Raw genomic sequence first — 24413 nt, forward strand, 5'->3', positions numbered from 1 at the left:
TTTTCTTCTTTTAATTACATTACAAAGTTAAAGAACAGCTTAAATTTTTAATCTAATAATTTGTTAATTAAACCCTAAGTATAACACAAAAAAAACAGGCAACTACTGTTGCCTGCTATACTATTAACTTAAGGGATATTATGTGCTTAGTCTATGCTTTAATTACTTTGCTCTGTTTACCATTAGTTATTTTAATTTTGTAACTAATATTTTCTTGAACATTCTCTTTAAGCTCTATTGTGCATTTTACAGATTTAACAGACCAGTTTGGATATTTTTTTAAGATAGCTACACTTATATGATCTGGCAAACGCACATTTTCAAACTTTTGTTTACTGGCAATTACTTCGCCTTTTTTATTATACACATTGGTAATTACATTATTTGCCTCTTTAAACACAACGGTATAGGTTGCTGGTTTTTTAGGTGTATAAATTTGCTTTGAAGTAATATCGTAATTTGATACTACTTTTTGAAACGCAGAAATGCGTTTAGATATTTGAGTTGTTTTTGTTGCTTTACTTTTAGTTTTTGTAAAACGTGACTCTAAATCTGGTGTCGTGGTATTTAATGCTAATTCGTCTTGGGCAAATGCCTGGCTGGTTAGACCTAAAAATAGTAAACCTAAAATACATGTTTTCATAATACTTGTTTTTTTGTTAATAGAAATGATTAATAGCGTAAAACAAGATTGATCACGTCTTGTTTTGTTATGTCTAATTTATACACAATTACCTATTAATCAACTATTTAAACCATAGACAAATAGTGTACAAGTTGCATTTTTCAGGCTTGAAACACCTGTAAAATAAAGGATTGCTACTGTTTATAAACTTTGAATGAAATCATTTAAATCTTCATCTTTATCAAGATTTAATTTTTTTCTTAAACGGTATCGACTGGTATTTAATGAAGCTAAAGTTATGTTTTGAAGTGCTGCAATTTCATAGCTTTCTATTTTTAGTCTTATTAAAGAGCATAAACGTTTTTCGGTTTTACTAAGATCTGGATATTGATTTTGAAGTTTACTATAAAATGCATCGTTTAAAGTATCTAAACGTTGGTAGAAATCTTTAGTATCAACATCAAACGTTATTTTATTTTGTATGTCTTGCTCAAACGCATCGAACAGTTTTTTTCTTTCTCTGCCTTTGGTTGTTTTTAAATGCTCTAATTTGGTAGCAAGTGCTTTTGCCCATTCTTGATTTTGGGTTAAATTAATGGCAAAGTCTGATAAGTCTCGTTGTTTCGATTCGATTTGAGAGTTTAGTTTTTCGTTTTGTAACTCTGCTATTTTTTGTTTGTTTTTAGCATTTATAAGGTGTTGTTTACGACTAAAATATAAGAATGCTAAAAAACTGAAAATTGAAATTGATGAGATAGAGATAATCCAAAGTTTTAATCTCTGATTTTTAATTTTGCTTTCTTTTTCCTGTTTTTCAAAAATGTGTCTGGCTTTTAAACGTTGAAAAGCGACATCACTTATTGCATTTTTTATTGTGCTTTTTTTATTGTTTTCTATAGCAACGATACTGTCTGATAATTGTTTTACTTTTTTTGACCATAAATAGGCTTCATTTGGCTGGTTTTTAGCCAGTAATACTAATTCTTTGCCTTGTAAATAATACAATCGTGAACTTGCATTGGCTTTTTTTTCTGGGTTATAAAGTAGTTTATGCATTTGTTGTAATACAGTATCTACACTTTTAAAGTCTTCTAAAATTATAGCTGTATCTATTAGTTGAAATCCTGCGGCTGCAAAACGTTTATAATCAATTCGGCTTTCACTAAATGCATTTGCTGCTTTAATTCTTGAGGTTTTGTAGAATTCGAAATTTTCCTTGTACAAAGCATTGGCTTCTGCAATTTTACCTTGTTCTACATAAACATCTGCTATATTATCTCTTACGCTACCAAGCAAGTGATCAACAGGTTTTAAAGCTTTTGTAAGCTGAAAGGATTTATTAAAATAGATTAATGCAGAATCTAATTCTTTTTTATTCCAATAGAAAAAAAGGCCGTAATTGTTTAATGCTGAAGCCCTATTTAAATTTTTATCTGCCTTTGTAAATTCTATATTTTTTTTATGCACCATATTAGCACTATCTAAATATGCTGCTTTAGCGTAACTATCTGCTAAATAACCATAAGATTGCGCACGGTAATGCCGAAAGTTGCTTAATTCTGCTTCAGAAAAAAATTGAGTATTGGTTTCATAATATTTAAAAAAAGCTTTGTAGTTTTTTATAGCTTCTTTTGGCAAGCCCAAGTATCTAAAATTATAAGCGCACTTGTAATAATGTAGTAATACAAGCTCGTGATTGTTTTTAAATTGTTTTACTAAATCGTTTATTTCAAAATAATAAGCCCAATATGTTTCATCACTAAACTTTAAATTATTCTCTTTTATTTGGTGTTGCAGTGCTTGGTATTTACTATACGCAGCTTCGCTTGAAAGCGTTTCCTGACTTATTACAGAACAGGAAAAACAAAAAAAGAGAATAGCAATCTTGTTTTTTAATAGCTTCAAAACGAGAATAATATATTTGTTGGTTACTCAAATATACAGCTATTAAAGTAAAAACAACTTTATAAAAAACTAATTACCAGCTATTTAAAACAAATAAATCACTACTAATATTTTATGCCTAATGCATCAAGTAAATGGCTCATAGTCCATGCTGGACCAATCATTAAAAACTGTAAATCTTTAATAAACGATGGTTTTTTGCCTTCGTGATTATGCCCAATAAATTGACCAATCCATGCTACAATAAAAATAATTAGCATAATTAGCCACAAAGGAGCTAATTGCAATAATTCTATTTGGTGTATAAAAAATAAAACAAGTGCAGAAAATAGAAGCATTCCAATAAATAATACAACCGATAAGCGTAAATAATAAATTAAACCCAAAATAATAATAACTGTTCCAAGATGTGCGTATGGTAAAATACTTACTGGCAACGTATTAGTGATGCTATTAGGTAATGGTATGGATGCTAATAGGCCAATTAAGCTAAAAAATATGAGCGGTACACAAATATAATGTATGGCAATGTTTAATTTTTTTTGGTGGCTTTCTGCATATTCTGCTAATAATGATTCAATGGTTCTCATAAGGGATAAAATTTAGTTAGTTCTGTTTACAAATTGTTTTAGTTGTAGGTATTCTTCTGTGCCTTTTTGGGTTAAATGTGGTAACAATAGTTGCCAAAGCATAGTAATAGATTCGCATTTATTAATACTATATTTTGGTGATTGTATAGCAAGTTTTTGAGCTTGCCAAAATGTACTTATCATCCAAATAGTATGAATGGTTTTATTATAATTTATAATATCATTTTCGGGTTTTAAACGTTTAGTTTCTATATAATAGTCTATTAATTTTCTAGCTTCTTTAAACCGTGTTAAGTTAGACTGTTCGTACTGTTTTGCTATTTTTGGATAGGTTTTTATAATATGAACAACATCATTAAAAAAAAACGAATAGCGTTGCTGTAAATTCGAAAATTTTAGCATCATTTCTTCAAAATGAAATAAGGTAATGTATGTGTTTTCTGGTAGAATAAAATCTAGCGTTTCTGCATACATATCTTCATAAATTGAAGCTAATAGTACAGCTTTATTTTTATAGTGATAACTTAAATTACCAGCGCTAATGTTAAGTACATCAGCAATTTGCTTCATAGAAACATTAGCAATACCGTTGCTATTAAATAATGAAATTGCTTTTAATTTACTTTTTGTTTTCAAAAATAGAATTAGTTTTGTTTTACTAATATATAAATAAAATTAGTAAAGACTTACTAATTACCTGAAAAATAATATTAAAAAATTAACACTTTTTAAGAATTACGTATTGCTTTCTGCCCTACTTTTGCAGACTTAAAAATAATTATCAAGAATCTCTAAAAGGAGATAGCAACCTGCAATAACGAGCAAGGTGCTAAATAGATAAGCCAATTAATTGGAACAAATGTTAACTCATATTTCTTATTTTTTGATTGCTATTTCCTTTTTAAAATGAAAAAGAAAAATGGCAAGTCCACAACAAATTACTCCAAAATTTACAGCTTTAATTCCGCTATTCGTATTTGTATTTACGTTTTTAGGTGTTGGAATTTATCAAAATGATTTTTATGCACTTCCTGCGCCAATTGCAGTTATAGTAGGTATTATAGTCGCGTTTTTAATGTTTAGACAATCAATTAATTCTAAAATTGAAACCCTTTTAAAAGGTTGTGGCGATGATAAGATTTTAACCATGTGTTTAATCTATTTGTTAGCAGGTGCTTTTGCTACCATTACCAAAGCTACAGGAAGTGTTGATGCTATTGTGAATTTAGGATTAGACTTTATTGCCATACAATACATTTACCTTGGTGTGTTTGTAATTGCTGCATTTTTATCGGTTTCTACAGGAACTTCAGTTGGTGCTATTGTAGCTTTAGCACCTATTGTTATAGGTTTTGCAGATAAAAGCAGTGTAGATTTAGCAATACTTTGTGGCGCACTTTTAGGCGGAAGTATGTTTGGTGATAATTTATCTGTAATATCAGATACTACCATTGCTGCTACCCAATCGCTAGGCTGTAAAATGAGCGATAAATTTAAACAGAATATTAAAATTGCGCTACCAGCAGCTTTATTTACAATTGCAATTTTAATTTTTCAAGGTTTAGGGTTAGAAACTAATATTGAAGACACCACGGTTTACACCTATTCTATAGTTAAAATATTACCTTATTTATTAGTGATAATATTATCTATAATTGGTATTAATGTGTTTGTTACTTTGCTTTTAGGCGTTATTGCTGGCGGACTTTTAGGGATTATTTATGGCGATTTCACGCTTATAGAATCTACAAAACTAGCCTACACTGGTTTTACAAGCATGACCGAAATATTCTTACTATCGCTATTAACTGGTGGTTTGGCTGCTTTAGTTTCTAAAAACGGAGGAATAGATTACATATTAAATAATATTAAAAAACTTATAAAAAACAAGACATCTGCACAATTAGGAATTGCCGCATTAGTTGGCACTATAAACATGGCAATTGCCAATAATACCGTGTCAATAATTATTGCTGGTCCAATTGCTAAAACCATTAACGATGAGTATGGCTTAGACAATAAAAAAACAGCTTCAATTTTAGATATTTTTGCTTGTATTGTACAAGGTATTTTACCTTATGGAGCACAAGTTTTAATGATTTTAAGTTTCTCTTTTGGTAAAATAGATTACTTAGATTTAGTATCTAATACTTGGTATTTATTACTATTATTTATTTACACAATACTATTTATAACATTTAAATCTTTACGTTTACAAAGAGGTGTTAATTAATTATAAAACAATATTTTATAATCATTAAAAAAGCGCCTAAAAATTAATTTAGACGCTTTTTTTGTTTATTATTTATTGACATTATGCCTTTGGGTAATCTGTGTAACCTTCAGGTCCTGTGGTGTAAAATGTGTCTTTATCCCAATCTGCTAATTCAATATTATTTTCAAAACGTTCTACTAAATCTGGATTAGAAATAAATGGTTTTCCGTAAGCAACTAAATCGGCATTACCAGCTTCTAAAACCTCGTTTCCTTTGTCTTGATCAAAATCGGTATTAATAATTAAAGTTCCATTATATAATGGTCTAAAATGTTTTGCAATTTCTGTTACAGCAAAAGGCACATCAGATACATCTGTAAAAGGTTCAGATAAATGAATATACGCTAAGTTGTAATCGTTTAACTTTTTAATGATGTATTCAAATGTTGGAATAGTCTCTTCATCTACCGTAATTCCAGACATACCATGTAACGACGGATTAAAACGTGCTCCTATTTTTTCCTGCGGAATCACTTCTTTTATAGCGTCTAAAACCTCAAAAAAGAAACGCGCTCTATTTTCAATAGAACCTCCATATTCATCCGTTCTTTCGTTTGAACAGCCATTAAAAAATTGCTGAAACAAATAACCGTTAGACGAATGTATTTCTACACCATCAAAACCAGCTTTTACTGCATTTACTGCAGCATCTTGAAAATCTTTAACCGTTTGTTTGATTTCTTCAATAGTCATTGTTTTTGGTGTAACCGTATCCTTAAAACCATCTGGTGTAAACGATTTAGCGTTAGGATTTATGGCTGAAGCCGAAACTGGCAGGTCACCATCGTGAAAATCTGGATGAGACATGCGTCCAACATGCCATAACTGTATAAATATTTTTCCGCCTTTATCGTGTACACGTTTGGTTACTTTTTTCCAACCTTCTACTTGTGCTTCGGTATGTATACCTGGTGTGTTTATATAACCAACAGCTTGTTTTGACACTTGAGAGCCTTCGGTAATTATTAATCCAGCCGATGCACGCTGTTCATAATACAAACCGTGTAAATCGTTAGTTGGTGCTTTAGCATCATTATCTGCACGACTACGTGTCATTGGTGCCATTACCACTCTATTATTTAGTGTAATATTTTTTTTATAAGGTGTTAAAAGGTGTTGTTTGCTCATAGTAATTTTGGTTTCTTTTTACACAAAACTATAATATAGATTGTTTTTTAACGACTAATTTTTAAAAGTTTAACGAAGTATTTAATCAAAGTATAAACCTTTGTTAAAAAAAAGAATGAACATTCATTTTTACATATCTTTGTATTAGAATTTAAACAGAAATGGCAAAACTTCAAAAAAGTATAGATAAACGCAACGCTTTAATAAAAGCGACAATCGAGTTGGTAAACAACAACGGTTTTCACGCAACACCAATGAGTAAAATTGCTAAAATGGCAAACGTCTCACCTGCTACAATTTATCTGTATTTTGAAAATAAACAAGACCTTGTTAATAAAACTTACGTTGAAGTTAAAGCCGAATACACAAAATACGCCTTTGCAACGTATGATGAAACAATGCCTGTTGAAGCTGGTTTTAAATTGATTTGGAATCGTATTGCAGACTTTAAACTTAAAGAATGTGAAAATGCGATGTTTTTAGCACAATGTGATAACACACCAATGATTGATGAACAAAGCAGACAAGAAGGTATTAAACACTTACAACCACTACTCGACCTTTGGGAACGTGGCAGACAAGAAGGCATTATAAAACCATTATCAGACTATTTACTATATGCTTATGCTATAAATCCGTTATCGTTTTTAATGATTATCCAAAAACGTGGTGTTTTTACATTAGATAAAGCGCATTTAGAAGAAGCCTATCAATCTGCATGGAGCAGTATAAAAGTATGTCAATAACATGAAAAAAACAGCAATTATATTAGGCGCATCAGGATTAACAGGTGGTTTATTGTTAGACCAGCTTATTGATGATGAGCGTTACGAAAGCATCAAGTTATTTTCGCGTTCTAAAATTGAAGGTTTACCTAGTAAAGTCACTCAATTTATAGGTGATTTATTAGAAATAGAACAGTTTAAAAACAATTTTACTGGCGATCAAGTTTTCTGTTGTATTGGCACAACCAAAGCCAAAACACCAGATAAAGACTTGTACAAAAAAATAGATTATGGTATTCCTGTTTCAGCAGCAAAATTAGCTAAAGCTAATGGTATTGAGACTTTTTTGGTTATTTCAGCATTAGGTGCAGATGCAAAAAGTAGCGTGTTTTACAATAAAACAAAAGGCGAAATGGAACGCGATGTGTTAAAGCAAGACATTAAAAAAACGTTCATTTTTCAACCGTCATTAATTGGTGGAAATCGTGAAGAAAGTCGCACTTTAGAAGACATTGGAAAAGCTATATTTAGAGTTATTCAGCCTTTATTCTTCGGGAAATTAAAGAAATACAAAATAACAAATCCAAAACGTATGGCAAAAGCCATGATTAATCTGGCAAATAGCAAAAATTATTCTGAAGTCATTATTACTTCAAACGATATAAAACGAATCACAAAAAACAACTAAAAAAACTATGGAATTATTAGACAAATTAAATTGGAGATACGCAGCAAAAGCCATGAATGGTGAGAAAGTTTCCGAAGATAAAATAGAACGTATTTTAGAAGCTGCACGCTTAGCTCCAACATCATCAGGTTTACAGCCTTTTGAGATTATAGTAATTAAAAATAAAGACATTAAAGAAAAAATAAGAGAAGTTGGCTGGAATCAATCTGTAATTACAGACTGTTCGCACCTATTCATTTTTGCCGCTTGGGATACTTACACAAAAGAGCGCATTAATTATATGTTCGATTTAACTAATGATGTTCGTGGCTTTAAAAACGAAGGTTGGGAAAACTATCGCCAACAATTATTAAACTCATATCCTCAAAAAGATGCAGAAGAAAACTTTAACCATGCTGCAAAACAAGCGTACATTGCTTTTGCTCATGCTATAGTTGCTGCTGCTTACGAAGGTGTAGACACAACACCAATGGAAGGTTTTGATGCAGAAGCTGTAGATCAAATTCTAGGACTACGCGCAAAAGGATTACGTAGCGCTGTGTTATTACCAGTTGGTTATAGAAAAGAAGATGAAGATTGGTTAGTAAATCTTGAAAAGGTTAGAAAACCTATGGACAAGATGGTAACCGTAATTGAATAAAAAAACATATGAAAACGATAAAATTAAAAAGTAGACCCGAAGGAAAACCTACACTTTCAAATTTTGAATTTGTAGAAGAAGATAAATCACTAACCATTTCAGATGGAGAGATTTTATTAGAAGCAGCCTATGTTTCGGTTGACCCATATTTAAGAGGAAGAATGAGCGATGCAAAATCTTATGTAGAACCTTTTAAATTAAACGAACCTGTTCACTCTGGTGTTGTGGCTAAAGTTTTAGAATCTAAAAACGAAAAATTCCAAGTTGGAGATTACGTTTCTGGTATGTTAAATTGGTCAACACAACAAGTGTCTAATGGTGAAGATTTAAATAAAGTAGATCCAAAAAAAGCACCTTTGAGTACTTATTTAGGTGTTTTAGGAATGACAGGTTTAACAGCTTATTTAGGCTTAACCGAAATAGGAAAACCTAAAAAAGATGAAACTATTGTAGTCTCAGGAGCTGCAGGTGCTGTTGGTAGTGTTGTTGGACAAATAGCAAAAATACTAGGCTTACGTGTTATTGGTATTGCTGGTACAGATGAAAAAATCGAGATGCTAAAAAGTAAATTCGGTTTTGATGAAGGTATCAATTATAACACCACAGAAGACATGAAATCTGCAATTGCAGAAGCTGCGCCAAATGGTGTAGATGTGTATTTTGATAACGTTGGCGGACCAATTTCTGATGCTGTTTTATTCAGTATTAATCAATTTGCACGAATTATTATTTGTGGTGCCATTTCGGTTTATAATGAAACTGAATTACCTAAAAGTATAAGCGTGCAACCATTTTTAGTAAAAAACAGTGCATTAATGCAAGGCTTTATAGTAAGCAATTATGCTGAAAAATTCCCTGATGCCATGCAAAAATTAGCAGGTTGGTTAGCCGAAGAAAAATTAACCTATACCGAAACTATCGTTGATGGTTTCGATAATATTCCTCAAGCTTTTATCGATTTATTTGAAGGTAAAAACAAAGGAAAAATGATAGTAAAAATATAACAACTAAAACCGAAAAAGAAAATGAACAATTTTGATTTTAAAAACCCAACCAAAATTATTTTTGGAAAGGACACAATAGAAAAAGTAAAAGAAGAAATTCCTGCAGATGCTAAAGTATTATTACTTTATGGAGGCGGAAGTATTAAGAAAAACGGAATTTACGACCAAGTAAAAACTGCTTTAGCAGACGTTGATGTGACTGAGTTCGGAGGTATTCCTGCAAATCCAGAATACGCTAAACTAATGGAAGCTTTAAAAGTAATAAAAGATGAAAACATTACGTATTTACTAGCTGTTGGTGGTGGATCTGTAATTGACGGAACTAAATTTTTATCTGCAGCAGCAGTTTACGATGGCGATACACCTTGGGATATTTTAACCAAAAATATTAGAACTGAAAAAGGCATGCCTTTTGGTACTGTATTAACCTTACCAGCAACAGGATCTGAAATGAATTCTGGAGCAGTAATCACTCGCGAAGAAACTAAAGAAAAACTTGCAATGGGTGGACCTGGTTTATTTCCTGAGTTCTCTATTTTAGATCCGCAAGTCATTACGTCTATTCCAGAACGTCAATTAGCAAATGGTTTAACCGATGCGTTTACACACGTTTTAGAACAATACATGACGTATCCAATTGGAGCTCTTTTACAAGACCGTTTTGCAGAAAGCATTTTACAAACCTTAATTGAAGTAGCACCAACGGTTTTAAAAGACCCAACAGATTACAAAGCAGCTTCAAACTTTATGTGGAGTTGTACTATGGCTTTAAATGGATTAATACAAAAAGGCGTACCAACCGATTGGGCTGTACACGCTATTGGTCACGAGTTAACTGCTTTATTTGGTATTGATCACGCACGTACTTTAGCAGTAATTGCACCAAGCCATTACAAATTTAATTTTGAGTCTAAAAAGGAAAAATTAGCACAATATGCTGAACGTGTTTGGAGTATAACTGAAGGTAGCACAGATGATAAAGCCTATGCTGCAATTGAAAAAACAATTGCTTTTTTCCATGACTTAGGTATTGACACGAAACTATCAGACTACACAGAAGATTACGAAGGAACCGCAGAAAAAATCTCTGAACGTTTTACAAATCGTGGTTGGACAGGATTAGGTGAACACCAAAGTTTATCGCCAGATAAAGTAGAGAAAATAGTAAAAATGGCTTACTAATTTTATAATTATTTAAATGAAAATAATAAAAACGGTAGCCTTAGCGCTAACCATTATTACAGCTTCAGGTTGTAAAGATCAAACAAAAGAAACACCTTCTGAAAACGTTTCAGAAGAAAAAATAAAAACCAAAAAAGAAAAAGATATGAACGTATTATTTGTATTAACATCTCACGATAAATTAGGAGACACAGGAAAGAAAACAGGATTTTGGGTTGAAGAATTTGCAAACCCATATTACACATTATTAGACAAAGGCGCTAAAATTACTATTGCAACACCAAATGGTGGTGCTGCACCAATAGATCCAAGTAGCGACTCACCAGATGCTGCAACAGAAGATACTGAGCGTTACAATAAAGATGAAGAAGCTAAAGCCTTAATTGCTAATACACATAAGCTAGCCGATTTAAATGCAGACGACTTCGATGCTGTGTTTTATCCAGGTGGTCACGGACCATTATGGGATTTAGCAAACGATGAAACGTCAATTGCTTTAATCGAAAAATTCAACGCTCAAGATAAACCTGTAGCATTTGTATGCCACGCTCCTGCTGCATTAAAAGGTGTAAAAGGAACAGATGGAGAACCATTAGTAAAAGGTAAAAAAGTAACAGGGTTCACAAACTCTGAAGAAGATGCTGTTGGTTTAACAGACGTTGTACCATTTTTAGTAGAAGACATGCTAAATGAAAATGGCGGAATTTATTCTAAAAAAGAAAATTGGGCAGCTTACGCTATTCAAGATGGTAATTTAATTACTGGTCAAAATCCAGCATCGTCTGAGTTAGTGGCAGAAAAATTACTAGAGAGTTTAAAATAAACTTTAAACATTGTATTTAAAAAAGGTTATTCATACAGGATAACCTTTTTTTTTAATTTCTTTTAAATAAAGTGATTTTATAATAAATTTTATTAAATTTAATGAATAGTAATTATGGAATTAGCTTGTTTTAATGCTTAATAAAAGGTTTAACTTTTTTGATGTAATATTTTTTATAACTCTCATAATATGTATTGTTATGAGTATTACAATGGAAAAAGAGAAACTTTTATATATCTCACCTATAGTAGTTGTAACAATTTTAATTAAATATATAAGTACAGTAAAAAAAAATGCAAATCCTTTATTTATAATTGTACTATTAATGCTTATTGTTTTAAATTACCTTGCAATATATTCTTTTGAAAAATATTTTGCTATAATAACCTTAATAACATGTGCGTATTTAGTGTTATATAGTGTTATACTTAAAAAATACATCTACAAGTTTCACTTGAAAAGAATAATTTCTCTATCTGTTATTATAGGTTGCCTACTAGTTGGATACATTATTTATTCTGTTATAGATTTAATTTTAAGCTATATTCCAGAATTCACAACACTATATGTACTATTATGTGCTGCTTGCTTATTTATTTATGCCGCTATTTCTGCAACTATTTACCTTAATAATAATTATAATAATACCGTTATTATTTTAGCTTCTTGTATAGCAACCATATTTAATATTGCAATTTCTCCTATTAATGAGTTTTATTTTTATAATAGAACTTTTACGGTACTTATACTTACCTCCCATTTTTTATCTATTTATCTTTTTATGAAGTTCATTTCAGAAACAAATCCTGAAGACAAAAAAGATATAGACGCAAATTACTTTTAATCTGTGTGTTTTCTTTTAAATGCTATAGCTGTAATACCAACTTTAGATTTAAATAATTTTGAAAAATGCGCATAATCAAAATAACCTAATGATTCTGCTATTAAAGACAAAGAGTTATTAGAGTGAACTATTAATCGTTTTGCTTCTAAAATTACCCGATCCAAAATAAACTCTGAAGCTGTTTTATTAATTGTCGCTCTTGTTACCCTGTTTAAATGTTTAGCCGTAATATTTAAAGCATATGCATAAAACTGAACTGTTTTTTCGGTTTTAAAATGCATTTCAATTTCTAATTCTAAAGCCTTTAAAATACTTAAATATGAAGAGGATACTACATCTTTTTTTGAAACATTTGCTGTGTAATATCTTGATAAATCTATATATGCTAAGTTTATTAAACTCGCTATTTTTTCTTTTTTATAAGCTAGCTTCCCTTGATATTCAGTATTAATATCACTAAAATGAGATACAATACTATTTAACTGAAAATCATTAAGTTGAAGCATTGGCGGATTCTCTAATGAAAAATAAAATGGAAATTGATTTAAATTAATATTAGTAAACTGAAAATGAAAAAATGCAGCAGAATGAAAAAAAATAAATCCTTTTGCTGGTCTTGTAAAATGCCACCGATGTGTTTGACCTGGACGTAAAAAAAACACACTACCTCTTGTTATATTATAGCTATTAAAATCTATTTCATGCAGGCCTTCTCCAGCAGTAAAGCATACACATAGATAAAAATCATGACTATGTGGTTTATGTACAATTTTAGCATTTTGCTTTAAATGTGCACTTAAATCATTGCTATAAAAGTTAGTAAGACTTTCTTGCTGCTCAAATTGATTTATACTTAAAACAGGTAAATTTTTCATAAAAACTAAATATGTCCCAAATATACAAATAGCTGCATCGTTTAAGCAATAGAATAAAGCGTGAATAATATTAATTTTGTCATGTAAAATTTACTTAAAACGTATTTTATAATTAAAATTATTGATTATGAAGTTATTAAAAGGGACAAAAATAAACAGTATTCTCACAGGAAGTTGTCCTGTTTGTCAAAATGAAAGTATGTATTCTGTACAAAATCCATACAAAGTAACTAGTACTTTAACAATGGAAGAGCAATGCAGCCATTGTAACACAAAATACCAAATTGAACCCTCTTTCTTTTTTGGAGCAATGTATGTTAGCTATCCTGTTGGTTTAATTTTTGGTGGTTTTTCTTTATTTCTTTCATATATAGTTTTAGAACTGTCTTTATTAACTTCTTACATTATTTTAATATTGTTTATGCTTCTTTGCTTACCTATAATTTTAAGGTTATCTAGAAATATTTGGATTAATATTTTTATGAAATACGACAAAAGCAAAGCAGAGTAATTGTTTAGTTATTTAAATAAAAAAGGCCGCTTAAATAAGCAGCCTTTTTTTTATTTATATTTACATTGTTATGCAGGAACTTTAGCTGCAACATCACGCCTTTCCCAATACCTATGTTTAGCAATAGCATCTCTAAATGCTTTAGGCTCTTCGTTAATAAATACTGCTCCATCATCTTTATAATCTTTAATAAAAGTATTATCTATTAAATTTTCAGCTTCATCATCTGCAGCAATAGCTTTACAGTGCTTAAATGCTTCATTTAAAAATTTGGTATACTTTGGTGTATCTATAAGTTTTTTAATTGCATCTTTTCCTCCTGGTATATAAATAGCATCAAACAGAACACTTTCGGTTGTAGAAATTGCTGCATCAACATCATGATCCATAGCTTCGCTACATTTTACTGTACCGCCATGAGGAGCAATTAATTTAAGCATCGCACCTTCATCTTCTAAAAGCGATTTCATTTTCTTAAAGGCTTTCATATCAAAACCATTTGCAACAAGTACTGCAATTTGTCTTGTTTCAATAGAATCAAATTTAGTATTAGCTTGACTTAATGCTTCATCTTTATCTAAATAATTTTTGGCATCGCCTGGTTGATGTTTTTCAACATCTGCATCTGCACCAATAGCTTGATTAATTGGCTCTTCAATACTTTTTGGTACTTCTAAGCCTATATTCTCAGCTACAGTTTTAGCTAAATCATTATCAATTTTATTAATAAGCCACAACATACGCTCTTTGATATACTTTTGCGTACATTTTCCTAGCTCAAAAGAATAAGCACCTGCAACGTGTTCTTTTTCCCAATCTGATAAACTTCTATAAAATAAAGCGGGTTGAGAAAAATGATCGCTAAAACTTTCGCTTCTACCTCTTATTTTTTTAGCATCAATACGCTCTTCATAATGTGTAAAACCTCCATTTGCCATAGCATTAAGATGTGGGCAACCTCCCATTAAAGTATTTGGGAAATAAGCGCCTTGACCTTTAGGAATATCCATTTGCATATGCCCATCTCGCTCATTGTTATGAACTTTTGTTACAGGCTTATTTATTGGTATTTGATGGAAATTTGGTGTTCCTAATCTTGACAACTGCGTGTCTCGATAAGAAAACAATCTACCTTGTAATAATGGATCGTTTGTAAAATCGATTCCCGGAACAATATGTCCTGGTAAAAATGCGACTTGTTCTGTTTCTGCAAAAAAGTTATCTGGATTTCTATTTAAAACCATTTTTCCTATAATTTCAACAGGTACTAATTCTTCTGGAATTAATTTTGTTGGGTCTAACAAGTCAAAATCGAATTTATGCTCATCTGCTTCTGGTACAACTTGAATACCTAATTCCCATTCTGGAAAATGACCAGCGTCAATGGCTTCCCATAAATCACGCCTATGGAAATCGGCATCAGCTCCATTTATTTTAACCGCTTCATCCCAAGTAACAGAATGTGTACCTAATTTTGGTTTCCAGTGAAATTTTACAAAATGTGATTCGTTTTTATCGTTTATCAATCTAAAAGTATGAATACCAAAACCTTCCATCATTCTTAAACTTCTTGGAATGGCACGATCACTCATTGCCCAAATGTGATTGTGTAAAGTTTCGGTTGTATGCGAAACAAAATCGTAAAATGTATCGTGTGCAGAAGCTGCCTGAGGAATTTCATTATTTGGTTCTGGTTTTACAGAGTGAATTAAATCTGGAAATTTCATAGCGTCTTGAATAAAGAAAATTGGCATGTTATTACCAACTAAATCCCAAGTTCCTTCTTCTGTATAAAACTTAACAGCAAAACCTCTAACATCTCTAGCTAAATCTGGAGAACCTTTAGAACCTGCTACAGTAGAAAAACGAACAAATACTGGTGTTTTACGTTCTGTATCATTAAATATTCCTGCTTTACTATATTGTTTTATGCTTTTTGTAAGCTCAAAATAACCATGAGCACCACTACCTCTAGCATGAACTATTCGTTCTGGGATACGTTCGTGGTCGAAATGTGTAATTTTTTCTCTTAATAAAAAATCTTCGAGTAATGTTGAGCCACGCTCGCCAGATTTTAATGAATTATTAGTATCATTAACTTTTAAACCTTGGTTGGTTGTCATCGCGCTATTATCATAATCTACACGATTTGCCTCAAGATCTTTTATCTTTTGTGTTTCGGAGTGTTTTCCTGTTGATTTTTTTGCCATGATATATAATTAATTATTGGTGAAATATGTGTGTATATCCCTAATTTAATTATATTATTTGATAGCAAATACTTGAAATAGTATATGAGTTAATATTATTTTTATATCTGTTAATTATAGTTTCTTTTTAACATTTTGTTAGTGTTTTGATTTTAGTTTTTTTGAAATTTTGAAAATAGATTTATAAACAAAACACTACAATAAAGTATATTCGCGCCATGTGGATGTATTTAGGCTTATTAGCAGCACTTTTTTTAGGATTACACAACTTGTGTAAAAAACATGCTGTACAAGGAAATGAAGTGTTTCCGGTACTTTTAGGAACTGTTTCTAGCGGATTTTTATTTATAGCTGGTTTTTATTTGTTTTCAAAATTTAATCCAGAATATGCTCTAGAACGAGGTTACAACTTTCAAAATATTACAACAACAACACATGGTTTTATTTTTATAAAATCTATGATAATGGCTAGTTCTTGGGTGTTAGCTTATCAGGCTTTAAAACATTTACCCATAACAATTGTTACTCCTATACGATCTGCGGGACCATTTTTTACGTTTATTGGTGCTATATTAATTTATAAAGAAAGTCCAAATGCTTACCAATGGATTGGATTTTTTCTTATTATTTTCTCTGTGATATTATATTCTAGAATTGGTAAAAAAGAAGGCATAAATTTTAAACGCAACAAATGGGTTTTTGCCATTATTGGAGCTACTTTTTTAGGTGCTTCTAGTGGATTATATGATAAATTTTTAATTCAGAATTTAAGTTTAAATCCACAAACTTTACAGTTTTGGTTTTGCTTATACACCATTATAATTTTATTGGTAATCTTAACCATAACGTGGTTTCCTTATGCCGAAAAACGTAAAGCATTTACCTTTAGATGGTCTATTATAGCTGTTGGTATTTTATTACAATCTGCAGATTATTTTTACTTTAAAGCGCTACAAGATCCTGATGCATTAATTATGCTACTTTCTGCCATAAAACGTAGTCAAATTATAATTGCTGTTGTAATTGGCGGATTGGTTTTTAAAGAGAAAAACAAACGCAAAAAAATGGTTCCATTATTAGGGATTATGATTGGCGTTTGCTTGATTTTATATGCTTCTGAATAAGATTTTTTTAAACGCAATAAATGAACATATTTTATTTATTTAATTCGCAATTTTAAAGTCTTTTATAATTTGTAAGGCAGATTTGTGTGCTCTACTTGAAGCTGTTTCAAAATCTGAAGTTACATGGTTTGCTCCACTTCTGATCCCTTGGTAAATACCTGCTATTATTGTACCCATAAAGTCACCTAACTCTGCTATTCTTTCCGTTTTATAAGCATCAATTGAAACCGGTTTATAAACCAAATTGGTATTGTAAACTTCATTTATATAATTAGCTAATTGTGTTTGGGTAATTGCCTCTCCAACTAAATTATAGATTTTCTGGCTATGTTTAGCTTCGGTTAGCATATTTGTATAAGCAAAGCCTAACTCTGTTCTACTTGTGTAAGTGCATTTTCCATCACCTGCACAATTTCTTATTTCACCTTCTTTTGCATAGGTTTCAATATATTCTAAATCTGGCTCAATATAAATTCCGTTTCTTCCAATAACCCAATCTAAACCTGAGTTTTGAATATCTTTTTCGGTTTGTCTATTACTTTGCACAACTGGACTAAAAGCATTATTCTCCTCTGCTCCTACTATGCTTGTGTACACTATTTTTTTTACACTGTTGTTTTTTGCTGCTTCAATAACGTTTCTATGTTGTTGAATTCTTTTTTCAGGAGCATCCATTCCAGATATTAATAAAACCGCATCAACACCTTTTAAAGCTTCGTTAAATTGCTGTAAACTATTATAATCGCCTTTTCTAATTTCTATTCCTAAATGCTCGGCTTTTTTTGGAGTTCTAGCAATACCAATAACATTTTCTTTTCCTATTTTAGAAATAAGTTGCATAGCTATTGCAGATCCTAATTGTCCGTTTACTGATGTTATTGCTATTTTCATTGTGTCTGTGATATTAGGTATTCGATTGTTTTTGTTTTAATATAACTAACTCCTTTTCTAAAACTTCTGCTTTTTCTTTAAATTTTTGCATTGCTTTTTTTAGCTGAACAACTTTTTTTAAAAGCTCGTCATCTTGCAATGCTTCAAAAGATTCAATATTTCCTTTTAATTTGTATTTTGCTTTAGCGCCACACTTTGGGCATGATCTAACGTCTGACATTTATTTGGTTTTCAAACAAATATCTTATAAACATGTAATATGCTAAAGATAAATATGAGTGCAAAAATGGTAAATATAGAACCTGAACTTACAAATAGTTCTTTTTAAAGTTGTTTGGCGTAAAACCTGTATGTTTTTTGAAGTATTTTACAAAGTTTGTGGGTTCTTGAAAACCTAAATCGTACGCAAGTTCTGAACTTTTAATATCTGAATTTATAAGCAATCTTTTGGCTTCAAGTATTATAAAACGATCTATATATTGTTTTGCTGTTATAGAAAGAATGTCTTTACAGATAGTGTTTAAATGTTTGTAAGTAATATGAAGTTTTTCAGCATAAAAATCTGCATTTCTACTGGCTTTAAAATGAAGCTCTAGAAGTGCTTTAAAATCTAAAAAGATATTAACTTTCTTAGATTGTTTTAAATGATAAGGCTGAAATTGCTTTAAGCCTTCTAACTTGGAGAAAATGATAGAATATAATGATTTATAGGTGTTTTGCTGATTTAAATCTTCTGTATGGTTGTTATACTCCTCATAAAACAAATCAAAATAACGTGTAATATTAGAATCTTGTGGCACTTGAATACTTGGTGAAAATAAATGCGTATTAAACAACCTTAAATATTCATTTTTTGGTAAATTATTTATCTGATTTTTTAAATAAGTTTCCGTAAATAATAAAATATAACCCTTTAATTTTTTAGTAAATTGAAAGGCATTTATTTGCCCTTTAGATAGATGGATAATGGTATTTTTCTTTACAGGATGCCATACAAAATCTACCAATTGCTTGCTTTCTCCCTGCGTGTAAAAAACAATCATGTGAAAAGCTAATTGATGTGCTTTTTCTGGATTATGGTCTATAATTTCGGTTTTACGAGAGGTAAGACCTTCAATGGTTAAAATTTCAATACCACTATTTTTTGGTTTTTTAGAATCGAAAACAATTTGCGGTACTTTTTTTTGCATTACATTTTTGTATTAGATTTTTCTAAAGCTTTTCTAATATGGTCACTATCCCAATGATTGTCAAAGTCTACAATACCTCTTTTAAAGTCTGCATCTAATAATTCTTCTTGTTCTTTAAGTTCTTTTCTGGCTTTAAATATATATTCCTCATCACGTTTTGGTGCTTTTGCTAAGCGCCTTAAACTTGTTTCGTCATACTTAATAAAGTTTTTTACTTGTCGCTTTAAAGTATATTTTCTAAAACCTAATTTATGTAAAACATCACTAGCTAATGCCAATGAAGTATCCAAAGATTCACGATAAAAATTTTCATGACCAAGATTTAATAACTCGTAAGCATCTTCTCTATTTTTAGTTCTAATCATGAGCTCGATGTGTGGATATTTTTCATTTACAATTTTAGTAATTGCCTTAGTTACACTTAATCTATTAGTAGCAATAATTACTATTTTTGCTTCAGCAATACCTGCAGACTCTAATAAATCTAAACGTGTAGCATCTCCATAATACACTTCGAATCCCATTTTCCGAAGAAAATCTACTCGGTTTGAATCTTGATCTAAAATAGTAGCTTCTACGCCATGTGATCTTAAAAAACGACCTACCGTACTTCCAAAATTACCAAAACCAACTAAAATTATTTTTTGTGATTTTGCAATATGATCCATTGGACGTTTAATAGACTCTTTAGTACCAACTTTAGGCAGAATAAAACGCTCGTTTACAATACTAATTATGGGTGTTAAAGCCATACTTAAAGCTGTAATTACCAACAGCATATCCATTTCCTCTTGTTCTAAAATATGTAAACCGAAAGCAAAAGACAACAATACAAAAGCAAATTCTCCAACTTGTGATAAGCTAAAAGTTAATAGCAGTTTTTGGTCTAATTTTAAATTAAATACACGACCGGTAACAAATAAAACTACCGCTTTTAATATAATTATAGCAATTAAAACACCACCAATAGTAAGCGGACTTTTGGCAATAACTATAAAGTTTATTGAAGCGCCAACTGCCATAAAAAACAAACCTAAAAGTAAGTTTTTAAAAGGTTCTAGAGTGCTTTCTAATTCGTGTTTAAACTCACTGTTAGATAATACTACACCACCTAAAAAAGCACCTAAAGCTGGACTTATCCCTACCAATTCCATAATAAATGAAATACCAAAAACAATTAAAAACGCTGCAGCAATAAGTAATTCTCTTACATCTGTTTTTGCAACTTTTCTTAGCATTGGTACAATGACATAACGCCCTAAAGCAATAATTACTACAACCGATAGTATAATGGCTATTGTTTGAAGTCCTAAAGGTAAACTTTCAATTAGACTAACAGACTCAGTATGTACATTGGTTTCTGTTTCTGTATTAGAATTAGATAATAATGGCATTATACCAATCATGAAAATCACTATAATATCCTGAAACAATAAAATGGAAAATGCCGAAGTTCCAAAAGTAGTTTCCATCAAACCTTTTTCTTTTATGGTTTGCATAGCAATTGCTGTAGATGATAATGCTACAGCCATAGAAATCACTAAAGCGACTTCCCAATCGTATCCTAAAAAAGTAAATAACAAATAGGATAATAACATGGTACCTCCTACTTGTATTCCTCCCATACCAAGTATGGTTTTCCGCATGTTCCAGAAATTTTTAGGTTCAATTTCTAATCCAATAAGAAACAGCATCATGACGACTCCAAATTCTGCAAAATGCAATATATCTTCGCCTTCTTCTCCAATAAAACCTAAAACATAAGGCCCAATTAATACACCTGCTAATAAGTAACCAATAACCGAACTTAAACCTAATCGCTTTGCTATAGAGACACAAATAATGGCTCCAAGCAAAAACATGATAGCTTCAAAAAGTAAACTTCCTGTCATATAATTAAGAGATTTTTAGTTGTGGTATATCGTTAATAAAAGATTTTTTCTCAAAATCGTTTATTGCTAAATTGTTTTGAAGTAAATCGATTAATTTTCCATAATTAATTTTGTAATCGTTTAATTTTTCATCAGAAAGATTATGTGTTCCCATAACTGCAAATGGCGGATAATAAGTCATACCACATAAATTAGCCGTTTGCTCAAAAGGACGTAGAAATTGTTCAACAGTAAAACTATTATATCCGGCTGAACAATACACTTCTTTAGAACCTCCAGTTGTTATAGCATTTAAACATGTTTTATTGTGTAGCGCTTTACCTTCTGGACCATAAGCCCAATTAAACTCTAAAACCATATCAATCCATTGTTTCATTAATGGCGGACAACTATACCAGTAAAAAGGATGGTGCCATATAATTATATCGTGCGATTCTAATAATTTTTGCTCTCTAGGAACGTCTATATGAAAATCTGGATACTCTTCATACAAATCATGAATTGTCACATTTTCTTTATCTTTAATATGATTTATTAAAGCTAAATTAACTCTTGATTTTTCAAGCTTTGGATGCGCAAAGAGAATTAGAATTTTTTTCATAATAACAGTAGTAAATTAGATTTATGTTATAAAATCAAAAGAAAGTTTTATTCCGTTTATAATCATTCCTGTACCAATAATAGCAATAATTAAACCCATAATCTTTCCTATTACAGAAATCACATTTTTCCCTACAATTCTAACAATTAAATCACTTAATCTAAAAGTGAAATACGTTAGTAAACTCATTAAACCAAAAATAAGAATTACAATTATTATATGCACAGTTTCTACATTGGCAACAAAATTCATTGCAGTAACAATAGTTCCTGGACCAGCCAAAATAGGAATTGCTAAAGGTGAAACTGCAATATCTTCATCTACATGAACATGTTTAAGGCTTTTTACGTTAGAACGTTTTGATTGTAACATATCAAAGCCAATAAAAAATATTAATATTCCGCCTGTAATTTTAAATGCAGGAATACTAATATTAAATAACTCAAAAATATATTTTCCTAATAACACAAAAACTGCAACAATAGCAAATGCTATAATATTTGATCGCCTGTTAATGTCATGCTTTGTTTTTTTGTCTGCACCTTGCGTTAAAGATAAAAAAACCGTCATATTAGAAATCGGGTTTGTTATGGCAAAAAAAGCAGTAAAAACTGCTATTGAGAAAGTTATTAGGTTATCCATTAATTTGAAAATTTAATTTAGCAAGAACTTGAATATCTTTTAACTAAAAAATTAATTTTCTATAATTTAACAATTAAATTTAACTTCTAAACTAAAGTACTTGTGACCTCTAATAATGTTTTAATTTTAGCCTCATCATAAGCATCAGGATGTGCATTACTAAAGCTACCTTTATCATTATCAAAATACTTGCCTGACTCGTTTTTATTTGCCTCAGACATGGCTAAATCATAAAGAATATCTACACCTTTTTCTGCTGGAGACCAATGTTGTCCGTAAGCTTCTTTAGCCATTTTGGTATTTAATAAAGAACCAGGATTAACAGCAATTGTAGTGATATTAGGGTGTTGTTTTGCAAAATAAAAACTCCACATGGTTAATGCCAATTTACTTTGTGCATAAGCATCACTTGCGTTAATAGTTACAACTCCAGTAAGAATACCTTTTTTAACGGTAGATTGTGCTGCAGAACTTAAATTAACAATTCTTGTATTTGTACCTTTTTCTAAAACAGGCAAAATAGACTCCGTTAAAATATAAGGCGCTAAATAGTTAACAGCCATTCTAATATCTAATCCGTCCTTTGTTTTTTCCGAAGATGTTTTAAAAATTCCGGCATTGTTTATTAAAATATCTAAACTTGATACTTCATTTTTAATTCGTGCTGCCATTTGTTTTACAGCATTTAAATCTGAAAAATCGGCAATAAATCCTTTGATATTTTCGTTATTTGAAGCATTTTTTATTTCGGTAATAACGCTGTCTACTTTAGCTTTGCTTCTACCATGAATATATACTTTATGGCCTTCTATGGCTAGTTTGAGAGCAGTAAGTTTTCCTATACCGTCTGTACTTCCTGTGATTAATATGGTTTTCATTTTTGTTGTGTTTTATTGAAATGTCTATTAGAGAGAAGTTTTCGATACTATTTTTCTTCAGAAATTCTTCTGAAGAAAAATCACTCGAACTGACATTCTGCTTTTATTGCGATGTATTCTATTTTTTATTCTTTTTAAAACGGTGCAGCTGTATCTTTTGGTGCATCTGGTAAGCTCCAACGTTGGCGCGCTGTAACGTTTTCTAATGCAACATCTTTGGTTGTGTTACTGTTGATATTTCCGTAGCTACTAGTGCTACCACGAGGAATTTGCATTTGATCTCCGTATAACCAAACAACCAAGTTACTACGTTGTCCGCTAGTAATTAGATGTGTAGCATGTGGCACATTACCTCTGTGAAGGATTGCTTTTCCTGGTTCAAAAATGGCTTGCACTGTTTTTCCTGAAGCTTTATCATAGAAATCAACTTCAGATCCTGTAAATACTTCATCGGGTAAGTTAATATTAATATTTAAAGTCGCTGCTGAAGCATCTGTGTGTGCATGTAAATCTTTATCCTTATCTGGATTATATTGAATTGAAAAACCAAACGTTTGGTTATCGTAACCATAAGTACCAAGCAATAAACGTGCAATTGGACGCATAAAACGATCCATCATGTCGTTATAAAAGGCTTGGAAATTTGGTGCAGCTAAATGACCTTCAGAACGCTCATCTAACATCATTCCATAACGATTTAATTGTATGCCATAAGGTGCACGCTTAGGAATTTCAGAATTAACGACAGCTTCTAAATACTTACGGAATTCTGCTAAACGTTCTACATCAAAAAACTGTGCTACATAAACACCTGGAATAATTTCTTCCCATAAATCGGCAACAGCATTTTCTTTTTCTGGGTTTTCCCAAGCGTCATTTATTACTTTTCGCAATTTTGGATCAAGCAGCGATTCATCAGGAATTAGTAAATTGTCTTTGTTTTCCATTTCCCATATTACCCATGCTTCTTCTAGTAATTTTCTGTTGCTATTCCAAAAATGAGATACAGAAGGTTCACGTTTTAATGAAGCTTCGCGAGCTGGTTGTGTAAGTGCACGTGCTTGTTCTAGTGCATTTGTATTTGTTATTGTTTTCATATCTAATTTTTTAGATTCTTTTTTGAATATCGATAACTACTAGTTTCTGCATTTAGCTTTGATAATCAAATTA

At 30.8% G+C, this 24413-nt stretch carries 25 protein-coding genes and 1 riboswitch; of the genes, 10 read left to right on the forward strand and 15 right to left on the reverse strand.

Translation table 11 applies throughout. From position 1 onward, the window contains the following. Positions 1-151: 151 nt before the first annotated feature. From BM549_RS00570 to BM549_RS00585, 4 genes are all read right to left on the reverse strand, one after another. Complete coding sequence (locus tag BM549_RS00570; RefSeq protein ID WP_290468467.1) at positions 152-643, reverse strand: hypothetical protein; 492 nt, start codon at positions 641-643, stop codon at positions 152-154. 183 nt (positions 644-826) lie between these two features. After that, a complete protein-coding gene (locus BM549_RS00575; RefSeq protein ID WP_290468468.1) occupies positions 827-2530 on the reverse strand; it encodes a tetratricopeptide repeat protein in 1704 nt (567 codons plus the stop codon). A 104-nt stretch (positions 2531-2634) separates the two neighbouring features. Then, on the reverse strand, positions 2635-3120 hold the full coding sequence (locus BM549_RS00580) for a DUF962 domain-containing protein (protein ID WP_290468469.1): 486 nt from the start codon (positions 3118-3120) through the stop codon (positions 2635-2637). Positions 3121-3132: 12 nt separating this feature from the next. Next, complete coding sequence (locus tag BM549_RS00585; RefSeq protein WP_290468470.1) at positions 3133-3756, reverse strand: TetR/AcrR family transcriptional regulator; 624 nt, start codon at positions 3754-3756, stop codon at positions 3133-3135. A gap of 137 nt (positions 3757-3893) precedes the next feature. Next, a riboswitch (SAM-I-IV-variant riboswitch) is annotated at positions 3894-3990 on the forward strand. A gap of 49 nt (positions 3991-4039) precedes the next feature. On the opposite strand from BM549_RS00585, the gene BM549_RS00590 reads away from it, so the two are divergent. After that, the gene (locus BM549_RS00590; protein WP_290468471.1) at positions 4040-5353 is read left to right on the forward strand and encodes a Na+/H+ antiporter NhaC family protein; all 1314 of its coding nucleotides are present in this window, start codon (positions 4040-4042) and stop codon (positions 5351-5353) included. A gap of 81 nt (positions 5354-5434) precedes the next feature. Here the strand turns inward: BM549_RS00590 and BM549_RS00595 are convergent, their stop codons facing one another. Further along, positions 5435-6523, reverse strand: coding sequence for an alkene reductase (locus BM549_RS00595; protein WP_290468472.1), 1089 nt, complete (start codon positions 6521-6523; stop codon positions 5435-5437). Positions 6524-6684: 161 nt separating this feature from the next. Here BM549_RS00595 and BM549_RS00600 point away from each other — a divergent pair, with 161 nt between their 5' ends. The 7 genes from BM549_RS00600 (at position 6685) to BM549_RS00630 (ending at position 12429) form a co-directional block, all read left to right on the forward strand. After that, entirely contained in the window at positions 6685-7269 is a 585-nt protein-coding gene (locus BM549_RS00600) for a TetR/AcrR family transcriptional regulator (protein WP_290468473.1), read from the forward strand. Between the two features lies 1 nt (position 7270). Continuing rightward, on the forward strand, positions 7271-7936 hold the full coding sequence (locus BM549_RS00605) for an NAD(P)H-binding protein (RefSeq protein WP_290468474.1): 666 nt from the start codon (positions 7271-7273) through the stop codon (positions 7934-7936). Positions 7937-7943: 7 nt separating this feature from the next. Continuing rightward, positions 7944-8576, forward strand: a complete 633-nt coding sequence (locus tag BM549_RS00610; RefSeq protein ID WP_290468475.1) for a nitroreductase family protein — start codon at positions 7944-7946, stop codon at positions 8574-8576. Positions 8577-8584: 8 nt separating this feature from the next. Next, on the forward strand, positions 8585-9580 hold the full coding sequence (locus BM549_RS00615; protein ID WP_290468476.1) for an NADP-dependent oxidoreductase: 996 nt from the start codon (positions 8585-8587) through the stop codon (positions 9578-9580). Positions 9581-9601: 21 nt separating this feature from the next. Then, a complete protein-coding gene (locus tag BM549_RS00620) occupies positions 9602-10762 on the forward strand; it encodes an iron-containing alcohol dehydrogenase (RefSeq protein ID WP_290468477.1) in 1161 nt (386 codons plus the stop codon). Between the two features lie 16 nt (positions 10763-10778). Further along, positions 10779-11585: a type 1 glutamine amidotransferase domain-containing protein gene (locus tag BM549_RS00625; RefSeq protein WP_290468478.1), complete on the forward strand. Its 807-nt coding sequence runs from the start codon at positions 10779-10781 to the stop codon at positions 11583-11585. A 211-nt stretch (positions 11586-11796) separates the two neighbouring features. Then, complete coding sequence (locus BM549_RS00630) at positions 11797-12429, forward strand: hypothetical protein (protein ID WP_290468479.1); 633 nt, start codon at positions 11797-11799, stop codon at positions 12427-12429. On the opposite strand, the gene BM549_RS00635 is transcribed toward BM549_RS00630, so the two are convergent. Beyond that, positions 12426-13304 carry an AraC family transcriptional regulator gene (locus BM549_RS00635; RefSeq protein WP_290468480.1) on the reverse strand — a complete coding sequence of 293 codons (879 nt, stop codon included), beginning with the start codon at positions 13302-13304 and terminating at the stop codon, positions 12426-12428. The two genes, BM549_RS00630 and BM549_RS00635, sit on opposite strands and share 4 nt — an antisense overlap. Positions 13305-13431: 127 nt before the next feature. On the opposite strand from BM549_RS00635, the gene BM549_RS00640 reads away from it, so the two are divergent. Further along, positions 13432-13815, forward strand: coding sequence for a DUF983 domain-containing protein (locus tag BM549_RS00640; protein ID WP_290468481.1), 384 nt, complete (start codon positions 13432-13434; stop codon positions 13813-13815). A gap of 68 nt (positions 13816-13883) precedes the next feature. Here BM549_RS00640 and BM549_RS00645 read toward each other — a convergent pair whose 3' ends face one another. Next, positions 13884-16025: a catalase gene (locus BM549_RS00645; protein WP_290468482.1), complete on the reverse strand. Its 2142-nt coding sequence runs from the start codon at positions 16023-16025 to the stop codon at positions 13884-13886. Between the two features lie 218 nt (positions 16026-16243). Here BM549_RS00645 and BM549_RS00650 point away from each other — a divergent pair, with 218 nt between their 5' ends. Next, the gene (locus tag BM549_RS00650; RefSeq protein ID WP_290468483.1) at positions 16244-17149 is read left to right on the forward strand and encodes a DMT family transporter; all 906 of its coding nucleotides are present in this window, start codon (positions 16244-16246) and stop codon (positions 17147-17149) included. A gap of 39 nt (positions 17150-17188) precedes the next feature. Here BM549_RS00650 and BM549_RS00655 read toward each other — a convergent pair whose 3' ends face one another. The 8 genes from BM549_RS00655 to BM549_RS00690 form a co-directional block, all read right to left on the reverse strand. After that, on the reverse strand, positions 17189-18040 hold the full coding sequence (locus BM549_RS00655) for an NAD(P)H-binding protein (protein ID WP_290468484.1): 852 nt from the start codon (positions 18038-18040) through the stop codon (positions 17189-17191). Positions 18041-18053: 13 nt separating this feature from the next. Then, complete coding sequence (locus BM549_RS00660; RefSeq protein ID WP_290468485.1) at positions 18054-18260, reverse strand: hypothetical protein; 207 nt, start codon at positions 18258-18260, stop codon at positions 18054-18056. A gap of 88 nt (positions 18261-18348) precedes the next feature. Continuing rightward, positions 18349-19230 carry an AraC family transcriptional regulator gene (locus tag BM549_RS00665; RefSeq protein WP_290468486.1) on the reverse strand — a complete coding sequence of 294 codons (882 nt, stop codon included), beginning with the start codon at positions 19228-19230 and terminating at the stop codon, positions 18349-18351. Next, positions 19230-21122: a monovalent cation:proton antiporter-2 (CPA2) family protein gene (locus BM549_RS00670; protein WP_290468487.1), complete on the reverse strand. Its 1893-nt coding sequence runs from the start codon at positions 21120-21122 to the stop codon at positions 19230-19232. Before BM549_RS00670 ends, BM549_RS00665 begins: the two co-directional genes overlap by 1 nt. A gap of 4 nt (positions 21123-21126) precedes the next feature. Continuing rightward, positions 21127-21723 carry an NAD(P)H-dependent oxidoreductase gene (locus tag BM549_RS00675; protein ID WP_290468488.1) on the reverse strand — a complete coding sequence of 199 codons (597 nt, stop codon included), beginning with the start codon at positions 21721-21723 and terminating at the stop codon, positions 21127-21129. A 21-nt stretch (positions 21724-21744) separates the two neighbouring features. After that, positions 21745-22365, reverse strand: coding sequence for a MarC family protein (locus BM549_RS00680; RefSeq protein ID WP_290468489.1), 621 nt, complete (start codon positions 22363-22365; stop codon positions 21745-21747). A gap of 86 nt (positions 22366-22451) precedes the next feature. After that, complete coding sequence (locus BM549_RS00685; RefSeq protein ID WP_290468490.1) at positions 22452-23243, reverse strand: SDR family NAD(P)-dependent oxidoreductase; 792 nt, start codon at positions 23241-23243, stop codon at positions 22452-22454. A 134-nt stretch (positions 23244-23377) separates the two neighbouring features. Next, positions 23378-24340, reverse strand: coding sequence for a 2OG-Fe(II) oxygenase (locus tag BM549_RS00690; RefSeq protein WP_290468491.1), 963 nt, complete (start codon positions 24338-24340; stop codon positions 23378-23380). Positions 24341-24413 lie beyond the last annotated feature (73 nt).

Origin of the sequence: Lacinutrix sp. MedPE-SW, from assembly GCF_001874145.1 — a bacterium.
GTDB lineage: Bacteria > Bacteroidota > Bacteroidia > Flavobacteriales > Flavobacteriaceae > Lacinutrix.